This window comes from Nonomuraea sp. SYSU D8015 (genome assembly GCF_008065375.1).
Taxonomy (GTDB): domain Bacteria; phylum Actinomycetota; class Actinomycetes; order Streptosporangiales; family Streptosporangiaceae; genus Nonomuraea.
This window is the reverse complement of the sequence record NZ_VJYI01000003.1, coordinates 492,405-506,197: the sequence shown is the minus strand read 5'-3', so window position 1 is coordinate 506,197 and position 13,793 is coordinate 492,405. Positions and strand designations below refer to the sequence as shown.

The 13,793-nt window shown below is 71.9% G+C and carries 12 protein-coding genes; 5 read left to right on the top strand and 7 right to left on the bottom strand.

Annotated features, from left to right (window positions below; genetic code table 11):
* Positions 1 to 14 precede the first annotated feature (14 nt).
* From ID574_RS17765 to ID574_RS17755, 3 genes are read left to right on the top strand one after another with little or no spacing between them, the layout of a single operon-like run.
* The gene (locus ID574_RS17765) at positions 15 to 3,965 is read left to right on the top strand and encodes a carboxypeptidase regulatory-like domain-containing protein (RefSeq protein WP_188189989.1); all 3,951 of its coding nucleotides are present in this window, start codon (positions 15 to 17) and stop codon (positions 3,963 to 3,965) included.
* 5 nt (positions 3,966 to 3,970) lie between these two features.
* On the top strand, positions 3,971 to 5,011 hold the full coding sequence (locus ID574_RS17760; protein WP_223166800.1) for a LacI family DNA-binding transcriptional regulator: 1,041 nt from the start codon (positions 3,971 to 3,973) through the stop codon (positions 5,009 to 5,011).
* A gap of 58 nt (positions 5,012 to 5,069) precedes the next feature.
* Complete coding sequence (locus ID574_RS17755; protein ID WP_188189988.1) at positions 5,070 to 5,783, top strand: class I SAM-dependent methyltransferase; 714 nt, start codon at positions 5,070 to 5,072, stop codon at positions 5,781 to 5,783.
* Between the two features lie 237 nt (positions 5,784 to 6,020).
* Here the strand turns inward: ID574_RS17755 and ID574_RS17750 are convergent, their stop codons facing one another.
* Positions 6,021 to 6,977 (bottom strand): ArsR/SmtB family transcription factor, encoded by a 957-nt coding sequence (locus ID574_RS17750; RefSeq protein ID WP_188189987.1) that lies wholly within the window; start codon positions 6,975 to 6,977, stop codon positions 6,021 to 6,023.
* 276 nt (positions 6,978 to 7,253) lie between these two features.
* Positions 7,254 to 7,823, bottom strand: coding sequence for a DUF6461 domain-containing protein (locus ID574_RS17745; RefSeq protein WP_188189986.1), 570 nt, complete (start codon positions 7,821 to 7,823; stop codon positions 7,254 to 7,256).
* Between ID574_RS17745 and ID574_RS17740 the strand changes: the two genes are divergently transcribed.
* Positions 7,822 to 9,204, top strand: coding sequence for an FtsX-like permease family protein (locus ID574_RS17740; RefSeq protein ID WP_188189985.1), 1,383 nt, complete (start codon positions 7,822 to 7,824; stop codon positions 9,202 to 9,204). The two genes, ID574_RS17745 and ID574_RS17740, sit on opposite strands and share 2 nt — an antisense overlap.
* A complete protein-coding gene (locus ID574_RS17735) occupies positions 9,194 to 9,382 on the top strand; it encodes a hypothetical protein (RefSeq protein WP_188189984.1) in 189 nt (62 codons plus the stop codon). Before ID574_RS17740 ends, ID574_RS17735 begins: the two co-directional genes overlap by 11 nt.
* Positions 9,383 to 9,814: 432 nt before the next feature.
* On the opposite strand, the gene ID574_RS17730 is transcribed toward ID574_RS17735, so the two are convergent.
* From ID574_RS17730 to ID574_RS17710, 5 genes are all read right to left on the bottom strand, one after another.
* A complete protein-coding gene (locus ID574_RS17730; RefSeq protein ID WP_188189983.1) occupies positions 9,815 to 10,807 on the bottom strand; it encodes an endonuclease/exonuclease/phosphatase family protein in 993 nt (330 codons plus the stop codon).
* 75 nt (positions 10,808 to 10,882) lie between these two features.
* A complete protein-coding gene (locus ID574_RS17725) occupies positions 10,883 to 11,674 on the bottom strand; it encodes an SAM-dependent methyltransferase (RefSeq protein WP_188189982.1) in 792 nt (263 codons plus the stop codon).
* Between the two features lie 52 nt (positions 11,675 to 11,726).
* A complete protein-coding gene (locus tag ID574_RS17720) occupies positions 11,727 to 12,356 on the bottom strand; it encodes a hypothetical protein (protein ID WP_223166799.1) in 630 nt (209 codons plus the stop codon).
* Positions 12,353 to 12,925, bottom strand: coding sequence for an RNA polymerase sigma factor (locus tag ID574_RS17715; RefSeq protein ID WP_188189981.1), 573 nt, complete (start codon positions 12,923 to 12,925; stop codon positions 12,353 to 12,355). Before ID574_RS17715 ends, ID574_RS17720 begins: the two co-directional genes overlap by 4 nt.
* Positions 12,926 to 13,008: 83 nt before the next feature.
* Positions 13,009 to 13,779, bottom strand: a complete 771-nt coding sequence (locus ID574_RS17710; RefSeq protein WP_188189980.1) for a PP2C family protein-serine/threonine phosphatase — start codon at positions 13,777 to 13,779, stop codon at positions 13,009 to 13,011.
* Positions 13,780 to 13,793: the final 14 nt, after the last annotated feature.

The following is a 13,793-nucleotide window of genomic DNA, read 5'->3' as shown; positions in this document are numbered from 1 at the left end:
CTAGGAGTACGGCGATGCCCCTCATCCGCACGCTGACCCTCTTGCGCATGATGTCGGCCGCCGCCATGGTCGCGGCGCTCGCCCTGCCCGCCCAGCCCGCCTCCGCGTCGGCGCAGGCGGGCAGGACCTACTACGTCGACGCCGCCGCCGGCGACGACGCGGCCTCCGGCCTGGACGAGGCGCACGCCTGGAAGAGCCTGGCCAAGGTGAACGCCACCACGTTCGCGCCCGGCGACCGCATCCTGCTGCGGGCCGGTCAGCGGTGGGCCGGGCAGCTCTGGCCCAAGGGCTCGGGCGAGAGCGGCGCCCCCATCACCGTCGACCGCTACGGCGAGGGCGGCAAACCCCGCATCGACGGCGCGGGCCAGGTCGCCGACGCCGTCCGGCTGTTCAACCAGGAGCACTGGACGATCCGCAACCTGGAGGTCACCAACGAGGTCCCCGTCACCGGCACGCCCGGCGAGAACCTGCGCGACCTGCGCGGCATCCACGTCTCGGGCGACAACAGCCAGACCCTCGACGGGTTCGTCATCGACGGCGTGGACGTGCACGACGTCACCGGCCAGGTCAACTGGATCGGCGGCAGCGTCGAGAACAACGCGCCGGGCGTGCGGTTCCAGACCGGCTGGGACGGCTCGAAGAAGACCGGCGGCATCGTCTTCGACACCACCGTGCCGGACGTCCGCAACCCGCCGGACCGGGCCACCGTGCTCAACGACGTGGTGATCCAGAACTCCACGGTACGCAACACGTCGTTCGCGGGCATCGTCGTCAAGCAGTACACCGGCGACGGCAAGAACGACGCCGGCGAGACGATCGCGACGCCGACCGGCTGGGGCACCCGCACGAGCCCCGACGACCCGAAGTTCACACCCCACACCAACGTTGTCATCAGGAACAACTACGTCACCCAGGCCGACACGGCGTACGGGTGCAACGGCATGTACCTCACCAACGTGCGCGGCGCCCTCGTCGAGCGCAACGTCGTCTACCGGGCCGGGACCTCCGGCATCGAGACGTACTACGCCGACGACGTGACGTTCCAGTTCAACGAGGTGTACGAGACGCAGCAGAAGGCCGGTGGCGCAGACTCCAACGGCATCGACCCGGACAAGGGCACCACGCGGCAGGTCGTGCAGTACAACTACCTGCACGGCAATGGTGACGGCGTGCTGCTGTGCCAGTTCGCCTTCGGCGACGCGATCGTCAGGAACAACGTGATCGCGAGCAACACCCGCTACCAGATCTACCTGCACTCCGACCGGGCCGCCACGGCGAAGATCTACAACAACACGATTTACAACGACAAATCCGCCTATCTCATCTACGGCTACGGCAGCTACCTCGAAGCCCGCTACGACATCACCAACAACCTCCTGTACTCGACCCGCGCCGCCGCCACCCTGACGACCAGCCCGACCATCACCTACAGCCACAACCTGTACGGCGGCGCCGACCTGGCCGTCCCCGCCTCCGACAAGGACGCGGTGGTCGCCGGCCCGCGCTTCGCCGACGCCCCGCTCGACGGCCCCCACGGCACACCGGAGACGGGACCCCAGCTCGCCACCGCCCACGGCCTGCGCGTCACCTCAGGCTCGCAGGCGATCGACACCGGCGCCGAGATCACCGGGAACGGCGGCCGCGACTACGCCGGCGCCACCCTCTACAACGGCGGACCCGACATCGGCGCCTTCGAGTACGCCACCGCCGAGGGCGCCACGACCGAGTCCGTCATCGGCACCGTACGCAGCCCGTCCGGCGCCCCGATCAGCGGCGCGACCGTGACCGTGACATCGAGCGGGGCCGGCGTGACCGCGACAACAGGCGCCGACGGCCGCTTCGCGCTCCACGCCATCCCGTTCGCCGACGGCGTCCGGGTCACGGCCGCCAGGAACGGCTACGCCGGCGCCACCACAACGGTCGACGTGCGTTTCGGCAACGTCGCCACCGTCCACCTCACCCTGGCCTCGACCAGCGTGGTCGGCTCGGTCACCGGCCGGGTGCTTGATCAGGCCGCCCAGCCGCTGCCCGGCGCGACCGTCACCGTCAAGGACGGCGACCAGGCGCTCGCCACCGCCACCAGCGGCGCCGACGGCGGCTTCACGGCGGAGAACGTGCCCATGGGGGAGGGGTACACGATCCGCGCCGAGGCCGGCGGCCACGTGGCGGCGACCCGCTCCGGCCTGAAGGTCGAGCCGGCCACGGCCACCGACGCCGGCGCGCTTCTCCTCGTCCGCCCGACGCCGGACCTCATCGCGGTGCACGACTTCGACGACCTGCCGGCCGGGCCTCTGACCAGCGGCAACGGCCTCACGGTGAGCGCCGCGGGCGGGAGCGTCGAGGTCACCGGCGACAAGACGGCCCGCCTCACCCGTACGGCGAACAGCGGCAGCACGAGCCTCGCGCAGGCGTTCGCGCTGAAGGGCATCGTGACCGTCGAGGCGAGCGTCATGAGCCCGCAGGCCCACACCTCGGGCAACCACTGGTGGGCCGTCCCCTACGTCAGGGGCCCCGGCGGCCAGAACGCCGTCAGCGTCGCGTTCACCAAGAACACGATCGTCGCCTACGCCGGCACCACCACCAAGACCCTGGGCTCCTACGAGCCCGGCCGCCGCTACCACGTCGCGGCCGTGATCGACACCGTGAACCAGCGCTTCGACCTGCTCATCGACGGCCGCCGCGCCCTCGACGACGCCGCGTTCAGGAACCCGATGGACACCGTGGCGCAGATCGACTACTACGCCAACAGCAGCAACTACGGCGCCATCGACCTCGACGACATCCGGGTCTCCCAAGGCGTGGGACTGGCCCGCGACGACACCGCCCTGCTCAGCGTCGACACCGGCGAGGGCGCGCCCGAGGACATGATGCTCGAGGTCCCCGCGCGGGTGGCCGAGGTCGAGGTGACGGCCGTGGCCCGCAGCCCCTTCGCCCGCTCCGTGGCCATCGACGGCGAGCGCACCGAGGGCGCCCGGGCCACGCGGCGGATCACGCTCGGCGACACCGGCGCCGACGTCCGCATCGTGGTCACCGCCGAGGACGGCACCGAGGGCGGCCACACCCTGCAGATCAAGCGGCGGCCGCTCGCCCAGGACACCACCCTGTCCGCCCTCGTCCCCGACGCGGGCACCCTCGACCCGGCCTTCGACCCCGACGTGCGCGCCTACACCCTCGCCGTCCCCGGCGACCGCGTCGCCTTCACCCCCACCGCGCTCAACCCCAAGGCCGCCGTCACGGTCCAGGGACACCCGGTCACGACCGGGACGAAGTCGCCCGCCATCCCCATCCCCGCCGAGGTCACGATCAAGGTGGTGTCGGAGGACGGCACGGCCGACGCCACGTACGAGGTCACGGTCACGGGACCGGGGCTGCCGCAGGACGGCGCGACCGCGCCGCCCGCCACCGCCGCGCTCTCGACGACCAGCGGCTGGGAGCACGGCCTGCACGACGGCACGTACGACGTGACCATGAACCTCTGGCACGGCGTCAACGCGAGCGTCTTCGTCCTGTACGAGAACGGCAAGGAGATCGCCAGGCGCGACCTGACCCCGAAGACCCCGTCCGCCCAGAAGACGTCGATCCCGGTCACCGGACGCGGGAACGGCACCTACGTCTACACCGGCGAGCTGCTCAACCAGGCCGGCCGCACCGCCACCACGTCGGTGAAGGTCGAGGTCGAGGACGCGAACCCGGGAGAGCCCGTGCTCGGCTCCGACAACTGGGACGGCGACGGCGACTACACGATCCGCATGAACATGTGGTGGGGCACCAACGCCACCGCGTACCGGCTCTACGAGGACGGCGTGCTCGTCGACACCCAGCGGCTCGCCGCGGACACCCCGGACGCCCAGAGCGCCGCCACGTCGCTGACGGGCCGGTCGGCGGGCACGCACACCTACGTCGCCGAGCTGGTGAACGCAGCCGGCGCCACCAGGAGCGAGCCACTGACGCTAGTGACAAAATGACCAGTATGGATGACGGGTCGATGGCTCACTCCTCCCCGCCGACCCTGCACGACGTCGCCCGGGAGGCCGGCGTCTCGATCGCCACGGCGTCGCGCGCGCTCAACGGCAGCGCGCGCAACGTCAGATCGGAGAACGCCTCCCGGGTCCGGGCGGCGGCGGCCAAGCTCGGCTACGAGCCCCACCTGTCGGCCCAGGCCATCGCCAAGGGCTCCACCAGGACCGTCGCGCTGGTGATCCGCGACGTGGCCGACCCCTACTTCTCCTCGATCGCCGCCGGGGTCACCCAGGCCGCCGAGGCCGCGCAGCTCATCGTCACCATGGCGGTGGCGGACGGGTCGCCGGAGCGGGAGCTGGAGATCGTCAGGACCCTGCGCGGGCAGCGGCCCCGCGTCATCATCGTCGCGGGCAGCCGCATCGAGGGCACAGGCACCCGCGACTCGCTGACGGAGGAGCTGGCCGAATACCGCACGGCCGGCGGGCGGGTCGTCATGATCAGCCAGCGCGACCTGCCGTTCAGCACCGTCACCGTCGACAACCACGGCGGCGCGGAACGGCTCGCGCGGGCTTTGCTCGACGCCGGCTACCGGCGCTTCGCCGTCTTCCACGCGCCCGCCGAGATCCGCACCTCCCGCGACCGGCACGCCGGCTTCCTGTCCGCCGTGCGCGCGGCGGGGGCTCCGGAGCCGGTCGCGATCGAGACCGGCTTCACCCGCGCGGGCGGCCACGACGCGGCGCGGCGGCTGGTGGAGCGGGGGTTCGACGACGTGGAGGCGGTGTTCGCGGTCAACGACGTGATGGCCATCGGCGCCATGACGGCCTTCCGCGACGCCGGGGTGGTGCCCGGACGCGACATCGGGGTGGCGGGGTTCGACGACATCGGCTCGGCGGTGGACGTGGTGCCCGCGCTGACGTCGGTGGCGGTGCCGCTGCGCGAGGCCGGCCTGACCGCGATGCGGCTCGCGCTGTCGGACGAGGACAGCGCCTCCGTCTGCCTCCCGGCCGACGTCGTGCTACGCGAAAGCACCCCGCCCCGCCCGCCGGCATGATGGTCCCGACCGGAAAATGAGGCGCGGACGGGCGGACCCGCACGGCATGATCACGCCCATGGGCTACGAGAAGCTGATCCACGAGGCGCTCACCACACCGTTCGAAGGCTGGGACTTCACCATGTTCCGCGGGCGCGTCACCGACGACGGCACCCTGCCGTGGGACTACGAGCACCTCGTCCGCGACCGGCTGCCGAAGACCAAGGCCCTGCTCGACCTCGGCACCGGGGGCGGCGAGCTGCTGGCGTCCCTGGCGCCGCTCCCGCCCCGCACCACCGCCACCGAGAGCCATCCGCCGAATGTCCCGGTCGCCCGCCGCCGCCTCGAGCCGCTGGGCGTCGAAGTGGCCGAGTCCGCCACGGCGCTCCCCGACGGCTCCTTCGACCTGGTCGTCAGCCGCCACACGGCGTACGACCCGCGCGAGATCCGCCGCCTCCTGGCCCCCGGCGGCACGTTCGTGACCCAGCAGGTCGCCGGCCGCGACCTGGAGGAGATCAACGAGGCGCTGGGCGGCCCGCCGCACGAGGACCGCGACTGGGACCTCACCGCGGCGAGCGCCGGACTGGAGGTCATCTGGAGCCAGGAGGCGAGCTTCACCACCACGTTCCACGACATCGGCGCACTCGTCCTGTTCCTCCGGGTGATCTCCTGGCAGGTGCCGGACTTCGACGTGGACACGTACTCCTCCCGGCTGCGCGCCCTGCACGCCGACATGGAGCGCGGGCGCCCGCTCAGGGCGACCGCCCGCCGCTTCGCCCTGCTGGCTCAGTAGGTCCAGCTGTAGCGCAGCGCTGCGCTCGAACATTCGCGAGAAGTCGCCGTACGTGCCCAGTTCGGCCGCCTGCGCCGCGCCGTTGGAGGGCCGTAACCGTCAATTCGGTCGGACGCTTACAAAAAACTTGAAATTGCCTCCGGTCCTGGGCCTGACCTGGTCGACTTCGGAGTGGCGGGCATGGCGCAGGGGTACGAGGGCACCTTGCGACATGCCCGGCCATCCCCGCGTGCTCCGTCAGCGCCGGAACAGCTCCAGCAGTTCCTCGGCCCGATGAGTGCGGGCGATCCACACCTCCCGGCCGCGGCGCTCCCTGGTGATGAGCCGCCCGGCACGGAGCCGGTCGCAGTGGTAGGTGAGCCCGCTCGGCGCGAGGTTCATGTCCGTCGCCAGCCTGGACATGGTCATGGGCTGCTCCAGCGCGGAGAGCAGGCCCGCGCGGACCGGCCCGACCAGTGCCGACAGCTCGTCCATCGCGGGCGCGGCCGGACGGCGCCACAGCGAGTCCGCTCCGGGGACGGGGTAGGCGATCCACACCGCCTCCGGGTGGTCCAGGCTGACGATCAACGCGTCCTTGCCGGCCAGCATCGGGACCAGGACGATCTTGCGGTCGCCGAGCTCGAACGAGCCGGGTTCGAGGTCGGAGATGAGCAGGCGGCCTTCGCCGTACGCGATGCGGCCGGTGAGCGAGCCGAGCAGCAACTCGGGCCCGCCGCGCACGGTCGCGACGCCGACGCGCTCGACCTCTTTGTCGAGCAGCGGGCGGGCGCGCCGCCACAGGGGTTCGGCGGTGTTCCACACGTCGGTGACGGCCTCGGCGTAGCCGTGCAGCCAGCGGGCGGGCCGCTCGGCGGCCGGCCGCCAGTGGGCCGGGAGCGGCCCCGGGCCGAACGTGCGCTCCAGGTCCGCGATCAGCGCCTCGGGCGGGGTGTCGTGCAGGACCCCGACCTGCTCCTCGACGGAGACGTCGCCGTCGACGGGCGTGAGCGGCACGACGCTGTCGGGCGCGACGGAGTGTCCGGGCGCGGCCAGCGGGCGAACCGCCTCGTGGCCGCGCCGTCCGACGCGCGAACCGAGCGCGCTGCGCCAGAGCTCCGGCAGGCCGCGACGACGGCCTGCCAGGGCGTCGGCGATCATGGCGAGGGCGGTCACGTTGGGAGAAAGCGAGATGTACAGCCGAGGTGTGGAGCTCACGCGTAGTTCACTCCACACATTGGTGCTTATTACTTGGGCCCCCACAGGTTGGACGGTAGACACGGATGACATGGACGGAGGATTCGCGTCCCTTACGTGATGCGAACACTCCGGGTCTGGGTGACTTTTGCCCGCTCTGGGGTCAAGGTCATGTTGTGTACCTCTGTGTGGTGGTGTGTTGTGTTTGCTCCGTCACGTTAGAGCTCTCCACTAACTCCTGACTTAAAAGGCTCTTACAGCCGCTTGACCCTCTCTTGCCACACAGGTCACCACGGGTCAGACGTAAGGGTCGAGGTGCTCCGTGGATCCGTACAGGGCCGGGGCGGCGTAGTGTGCGGGCGACAGGTGGACGCCGGTGGCCCGCTCGGCGAGCGCCAGGGCGGCCGCGACCGGCGCGCCCCTCCAGCCCGGGTCCGTGAAGTCGGTGTCCATGCCGAGGTCCTGCAGGTCGGCGGCCAGCCGGTCCGGCTCGGCGCCCTGACGGGAGCGGCATTCGTACAGGCTGAAGGTGGTGATCGGCCGGCCGTCCCCGCAGTAGGTGAAGTCGGCGCTGTCGGAGCTCACCGCCACCGCGGCGGCCGCCGATCCCGCCGACAGCACGTCAGCGCGGTGGTAGACGATCTCACCCCAGCCGACCTCCACCAGGGCGGTCCCGCCGGTGGCGGCGAAGGCCGTGACGCCGAAGCCGTAGTCGCCCGTGAAGGGGCTGGGGGTGACGCCGATCCGGCGTAAGGCCTCTTCGGGGCGCACGTTCTTGACGAAGGCCGCGCAGAGCCAGGTTTCGTCGGCGGTGTACTCCTGGTAGAGCCATTCGTACGTCGCCGCCGTCGCGCTTCTCACGATCATGGCGGGATCCTCCCAGACCCGGCCGTCAGCCGGCGCGGTCCTGCTCGTTCTCGGCCACGGCGATCCCCGTCGCCTGCTCGGCGACCTCGGACAGGCGCAGGACCTGCTGCCCACCGACAACGTGGCCGGCTACCTCCAGGCGCCGCCGCTCCTGCTCACCGACCTCGGCGGCCTGGCCAAGATCGCCGAACGGGACCGGAAGAGCGGCCTCGGCGCGGCGCCGCTGAGCGTGGTCAGGGTCCGCGTGTCCGGCGTGACCGGGCCCGACGCCGTGAGCAGGGAGCGCATCGCCCAGGTGGCCCAGCAGATCGTGGCCGCCACCGGTCTGGAGGTGGACATCACCATGGGCGCCTCGCCGTCGACGGTCACCGTCGCGCTGCCCGCCGGCTCGTACGGCCGCCCGCCGCTCACCCTCCAGGAGGGCTGGGTCGGCAAGGGCGCGGCCTACCGCATCCTGGACGAGGCCGACCGCAAGTCGGTGGTGCTGTTCCTGCTCATCCTGGCGGTGTGCGGGCTGTTCGTGCTGAACGCCGCCTCCGCCATGGTCAGCACCCGGCGGACGGAGCTGGGCGTGCTGTCCTGTCTCGGCTGGTCGCGGCGCAAGCTGTTCGGGGTGGTGTTGTGGGAAGTGGGCGCGATCGGGCTGGTCGCCGGGCTGCTGGCGGCCGGGCTCGCCGTACCGCTGTCGTCGTGGTCCGGCCTGGAGGCGTCGCTGCCGCGCGCGCTGCTGGCCGTGCCCGCCGCCGTGGTCCTGGCGCTCGCCGCCAGGGCGGTCCCGGCCTGGCGGGCCTCCACCGTGCCGCCGATCGGGGCCGTGCGCACCGCGGTGCGGGCCCCGCGCCGGGCCCGATCGCCGCGAGGCGTGACCGGGCTGGCCCTGGCGGGGCCGGCCAGGGTGCCGGGCCGGACGATGCTCGGCGCCGTCACACTCATGCTGTGCGTGTTCGCGCTCAGCGTGCTGCTCGTGGTCACGTACGGCTTCCGCGGCCGGGTCGTCGGCTCGCTGCTCGGCGAGGCGATCGTGGTGCAGGCCAGGCCCGCGGACGACGCGGCGATCGCGATCATGTTCGCGCTCGGCGCGCTGGCCGTGGCCGACGTGCTCTATCTCGGCGTACGGGAACGCGACGCGGAACTGGCCACCCTGCGTGCCACCGGCTGGCCCGGGCGGGCCGTGACGCGCCTGGTGCTGTCGGTTTCTTGCACCGAGAGAAAAGGATCGACTCCCGCGTTGGGGTTTTGTCACCCGCCCGCACACCGGAACCGGTGGCCGGTGCCCCCGAACAGATGGCAGTCTGCCCGCAACCGCCCCGGTCCTCCTGCGAACGGACGGCCGGGGCTGGACCTCCGCAGTGTTCACGGAAGGAACCGGCATGACCCATGACGCCGGCCGCGTCGCGGCCAAGCGGATCAACGACCACGTGGAGCTCGTCCACGTCGACAACCCCGACGTGGTGTTCGAGGTCCCCCGGCACGACTGGGAGGCGTTCACCACGGCGGTCAAGTCGGGCGCGTTCGACCTCAGGACGCTGGAGCGCGAGGCAGAGGATCACGTGGCCTGACGGCCGCTTTCCCCAGCCGCACCACGGCGCCCGCCCCCATCCGAGGGGCGGGCGCCGTCGCATGAACGCCTCCGCCCTCCATCCGAGGGGCGGGCACCGTCGCATGAACGACTCCGCCCCGCCCAAGCCTCCCGCGGGCGTATGAAGGCCGTGTCGCCCCACTCGCCTTCCCACCCGGCGCTCCACATCACGCCCGCAGCGTGCGGCCTTCGGCCAAGGGCACCGCCCGCGCGGCCTTCGCGCCGCACCGTACGGGCGTCTCGCCCGGTGCGTCCGCCTGATCGGGTCAGCGCGAGCCTGAGGCGTACTGCGGTGCCGCTGCCCGGCGTCGGCCGGGACCCCTAACGGCCGGAGGGCAGGATGAGCGCGACGGCGCGTTCGCCGGGGGCGGCGCGCGTGCGACGGCCGTCCATCGCCAGCGGGCGGCAGGTGCTATGGGAGGCGGAGTTCGGCGAAGACGCCGCGGTGGTCGGTGCCGGGCACGTCCGCGACCTCGACCCGCCGCACGCCCACCCGCCGGTCCGCCACGACGTGGTCGATGGCGATGATGGTGGGGAAGCCCCGGAAGTTCGGCCAGGTCGGGATCAGCCCCTTGCCCACCTGGTCGGCCGCGTCCACGTAGCCGCGGCTCAGCAGGTCGCGGAAGGCGCGGTGGTCGAGGCTGGCGTTGAAGTCGCCGGCCAGCACCCGGATCGCCGAGGGGGAGGGCGAGGGCAGGGTGCGGAGGGCGGCGTTCCACTCCTGCTCCATCCGGCCCAGCGGCGGGTTGGGATGGACGGCCACGATCTCGACCGTGCTCCCGCCCGGCAGCGTCATGGCGGCGGCGGGCATGTTGTGCCCGATCGGGGTGAACAGCCCCTTCAACTCGGTCAAAGGGTGCCTGGCGTAGATGCCGCTGCCGGTCGCTCCGAACTCCTCCTGCAGCACCCGGTGCGGCAGCAGCTCCTTCAGCCCGGCCTCGTCCAGCCGCTCGACCGCGTCCGGGGTCAGCTCCAGCGCGGTGAACACCTCGACGTCGTGCCTGCGGACGAGATCGACCACGGCCTGCGCGTCACCCCGCTGCCCGAACAGGTTGGCCGTGAACACCCGCAGCGGCGCGCCGTTCGCGGCCGGCTGCTCCTCCGCCGTCACCCTGGGCAGCACGCACGCGGCCATCACCGCGCACGCCAGCGCCGCGACGAGCGCGGCCGGCCGGTTGCGCCTGATCAGCAGCACCGCCGTCAGCGCCGCGAGCACCGCGCCGTACGGTGTCACGGTCATCAACTGGGTGACGAACGAGCCCTGCTCCAGCCCTCCGGCCCTGATCACGGCCCACAGGGCCAGCAGCACGGCGACCGTCCACGACAGCCATCGCCTGCGTCGCCGCCGTTCCTTCGGCGGCTGGTCCGCCCCAGCGGCCTGCTCGGTGCCGACCGTCGTGCTCACTACGCCATCCCGTCCCCCGAATCCGATCACAACTTGAACCTTAAAGGGATTTGGGAGCAGCCGAGTGATGCGACGTCAGCGCTTACGGCCCACGCCTGCGTACATCCATTTCGGCGTGTCGGAGGTCACCGAGGGCTCCGGCCACGCGGAGACCGCGACGAGACCCGGCTCGAGCAGATCGAACCCGTCGAAGTAGCGGGCGATCTGCTCGCCGGTGCGGGGGGTGCGGTGCATCGCCTGGTGCCGGGTCGCCTCCAGGTAGTCGTCGGCGGTCTTCTTCGGCAGGAAGTCGAGCGTCAGGTGGCTCAGCACCAGGTAGCTGCCCGAGGGCACGGCGTCGGCGTACGCCTTGACGAGCCCGGCCGGGTCGTCCGCGTCGGAGATGTGCATGAGGATTGCGACCATCATGAGCGCAACCGGCTGGGTGAAGTCGAGCGTCTCGCGCACCTGCGGGTGGTCGAGGATGGAACGCGGGTCGCGTACGTCGGCCTCGATGTAGGCCGTCCTGCCCTCGGGCGTGCTGCTCAGCAGGGCCCTGGCGTGGTTCATCACAATGGGGTCGTTGTCGACGTAGACCACCCGCGCGTCGGGCGCCTCCGCCTGCGCCACCTCGTGGGTGTTTCCCTGGGTGGGGATGCCCGTGCCCAGATCGAGGAACTGCCTGACGCCGAGCTTGGTCAGGTGGCGCACGGCCCGGCCGAGGAAGGCCCGGTTGTTCCTGGCGCTCTCGCGCACCCCCGGCACCGCCGCCATGGTCGCCTCGGCCACCCGGCGATCGGCCTCGAAGTTGTCTTTGCCGCCGAGCCAGTAGTCGTAGACGCGGGCCGAGTGGGGAATGTTGGGGTTGATCCCGTGCGGTGCGCTCACGATCACGATACTAGGTCACGCGGATCCGACCGGGTGTCGTCGGCGGGGGTCGTCAGCCGAGGCGGGGGACGGGCTTGCAGGGCTCCACGGGTGTGTCCGCCTTGGCCAGCCAGGCGCCCATGCGCCAGAGCACCTGTGCGTTCTCACCGTCGCTGAACTCCAGCACGAGCGTCTCGCCGCGCTTGATGTACTCCGGGAAGATCTGGAACGCCCCGGAGCTCGGCCTGATGGCCTTGAAAGAACGAAGCGTGTTCACGTGCTCACGCATCTCTTCCACGCTGTCGACGGGCGGCCCGCCGTAGGACGCGTCCGCGCCGACGAATCTGGGGACCCCGCAGGCTTTACCCGGGGGCAGGAACGTCACGTCGGCCTTGACTCCGGCCTTGTGCAACTCGGCCTCCAGGCCCTCGGGGTCGCGCAGCTCGGTGAGGGTCACCGTGAGCGTGCCGTCGGGGCTCTTGGACACCGCGTACGCGGAGGTCCCGGTGCCGCCGACGATCAGCGGCGTGACCGCGGCGGCCGCCGCGACACCCGCCGCGACCAGCAGCCGGGGCCCGGTGACGACGCGCCGCCGGGCGCGTGGGTGCATCCCGTCGAGCAGGCGCCGTCGCGCCCCGGCGAGATCCTCCGGGGTGGCCGGCGGAATGCGCTCCCCCATGGTCTTGAGTGCATCCATGATCATTCTGCGGGTTCTCCTTCTCCCAGGGTCTGGCGGATCTGGTGACGGGCCCGATTGAGCCGTGAGGCGACGGTGCCCAGGGGGATGGCGAGCGCGTCGGCGACCTCCTGGTAGCTCAGTTCGGCCCACGCGACGAGCAGCAGCACGTCGCGATCGGCCCGGGTGAGCCTCATCAGGGCCCGCGCCAGCGGCCGGTTGACGGCCAGGGTGTTGATCCCGTCCTCGACCTGGCCGCCCGGTATCTCCGCCGGGTGCACGCCGCTGCGGATGTAGGCGCGATAGAGGTTCATCTCGGCGCGCCGTCGTTTGCCGATCACGTTGGAGGCGATGCCGTACAGCCACGGGCGGGCGTCGGGGCGGCCCCTGTCGTAATCGCCCCGGCGCTGGAAGGCGGCCAGAAAGGTGTCGGCGACGACGTCCTCGGCCTCGCCGGTGCCGAGGCGCCTGGTCACGTAACGGTGCAGCAGAGGCGCATGCCGGTCGAACAGTGCGGCGAAGACCTCCGGCTCGTTCAGCGACCTCTCGATGAGGGTCGCGTCATCGAGCTCGACGACTTCGCGGGGGATTGTCATGCATGTCGGCCTTTCTTGGCGTATGCGGTTACCTGTACTTACCGCGCCGAGCCGAAATGCTTCATGGCCGACGTCCCCGCGCGTCAGACGGTGACGACGTCCGCGATGATGACCGTGGCGTCCTCCTTCGGCTCCGCCGCGGCGAGCTCGTCGTACAACCGGTCCAGGCAGGCGACCGGCGATGAGCCCGTGGCGAAGAGCTCGGTCATGCGCCGCGCGCCGAGCGCCTGGACGACGCCGTCCGTCACGACGATCACGCGGTCGCCGGGGCGGATCGGCACCGCGCCGACCTCGGGTTCCAGCGCCGCCGGCAGGCCGAGCCCGCACGGCGGGCCGTCGTCGGCGGAGCGCGACGTGGTCAGCCGCGTCGGCGCCCCGCCCCTCGGGCAGTGCCAGATGGCGCCGTCGCCGACGTGGGCGAAGCGCAGGCGCGGGCTCTCGCCGGGGTCGAGGACGATCACGTCCAGGGTGCTGACCAGGCCCGGCATGGCGGCGTCACGCAGGGCGGCGCTGCGTACCGCCCGGTGCGCGGCCTGCGCGCACTCGCCCAGGTCCTGCTCCGGAGCGCGAGGGGACCGCGCATGCTGCGGCCCTGCCGCGACCACCGCGCCGAGAGCCAGGGCGGCGGCCGTGTGCCCCGGCTCCGACCCGGCCGCGCCGTCCGCGACCGCGACGAGCCGCTCCTGGATGACGTACGCGTCCGACGCCCGCCGGTGGGAACCCTCGTAGGTGCCGCCCACCGCAACCAGCCGCGGCCGCGTCACCGGCATGCCCTGCGGCCATTTCCCCCGCTTGCCCCGCACGGCCATCACGGACAGGCAGCCGATCAGAATCGACATCACGAAGTACGTCATGAGGTCCCCTCCCG

Coding starts and splice junctions, on each gene's coding strand:
- ID574_RS17710 (WP_188189980.1), bottom strand. CDS start 13,779: ATGACGTACTTCGTGATGTCGATTCTGATCGGCTGCCTGTCCGTGATG.
- ID574_RS17715 (WP_188189981.1), bottom strand. CDS start 12,925: ATGACAATCCCCCGCGAAGTCGTCGAGCTCGATGACGCGACCCTCATC.
- ID574_RS17735 (WP_188189984.1), top strand. CDS start 9,194: ATGACCCATGACGCCGGCCGCGTCGCGGCCAAGCGGATCAACGACCAC.
- ID574_RS17760 (WP_223166800.1), top strand. CDS start 3,971: ATGGATGACGGGTCGATGGCTCACTCCTCCCCGCCGACCCTGCACGAC.
- ID574_RS17740 (WP_188189985.1), top strand. CDS start 7,822: ATGGCGGGATCCTCCCAGACCCGGCCGTCAGCCGGCGCGGTCCTGCTC.
- ID574_RS17720 (WP_223166799.1), bottom strand. CDS start 12,356: ATGATCATGGATGCACTCAAGACCATGGGGGAGCGCATTCCGCCGGCC.
- ID574_RS17765 (WP_188189989.1), top strand. CDS start 15: ATGCCCCTCATCCGCACGCTGACCCTCTTGCGCATGATGTCGGCCGCC.
- ID574_RS17745 (WP_188189986.1), bottom strand. CDS start 7,823: ATGATCGTGAGAAGCGCGACGGCGGCGACGTACGAATGGCTCTACCAG.
- ID574_RS17755 (WP_188189988.1), top strand. CDS start 5,070: ATGGGCTACGAGAAGCTGATCCACGAGGCGCTCACCACACCGTTCGAA.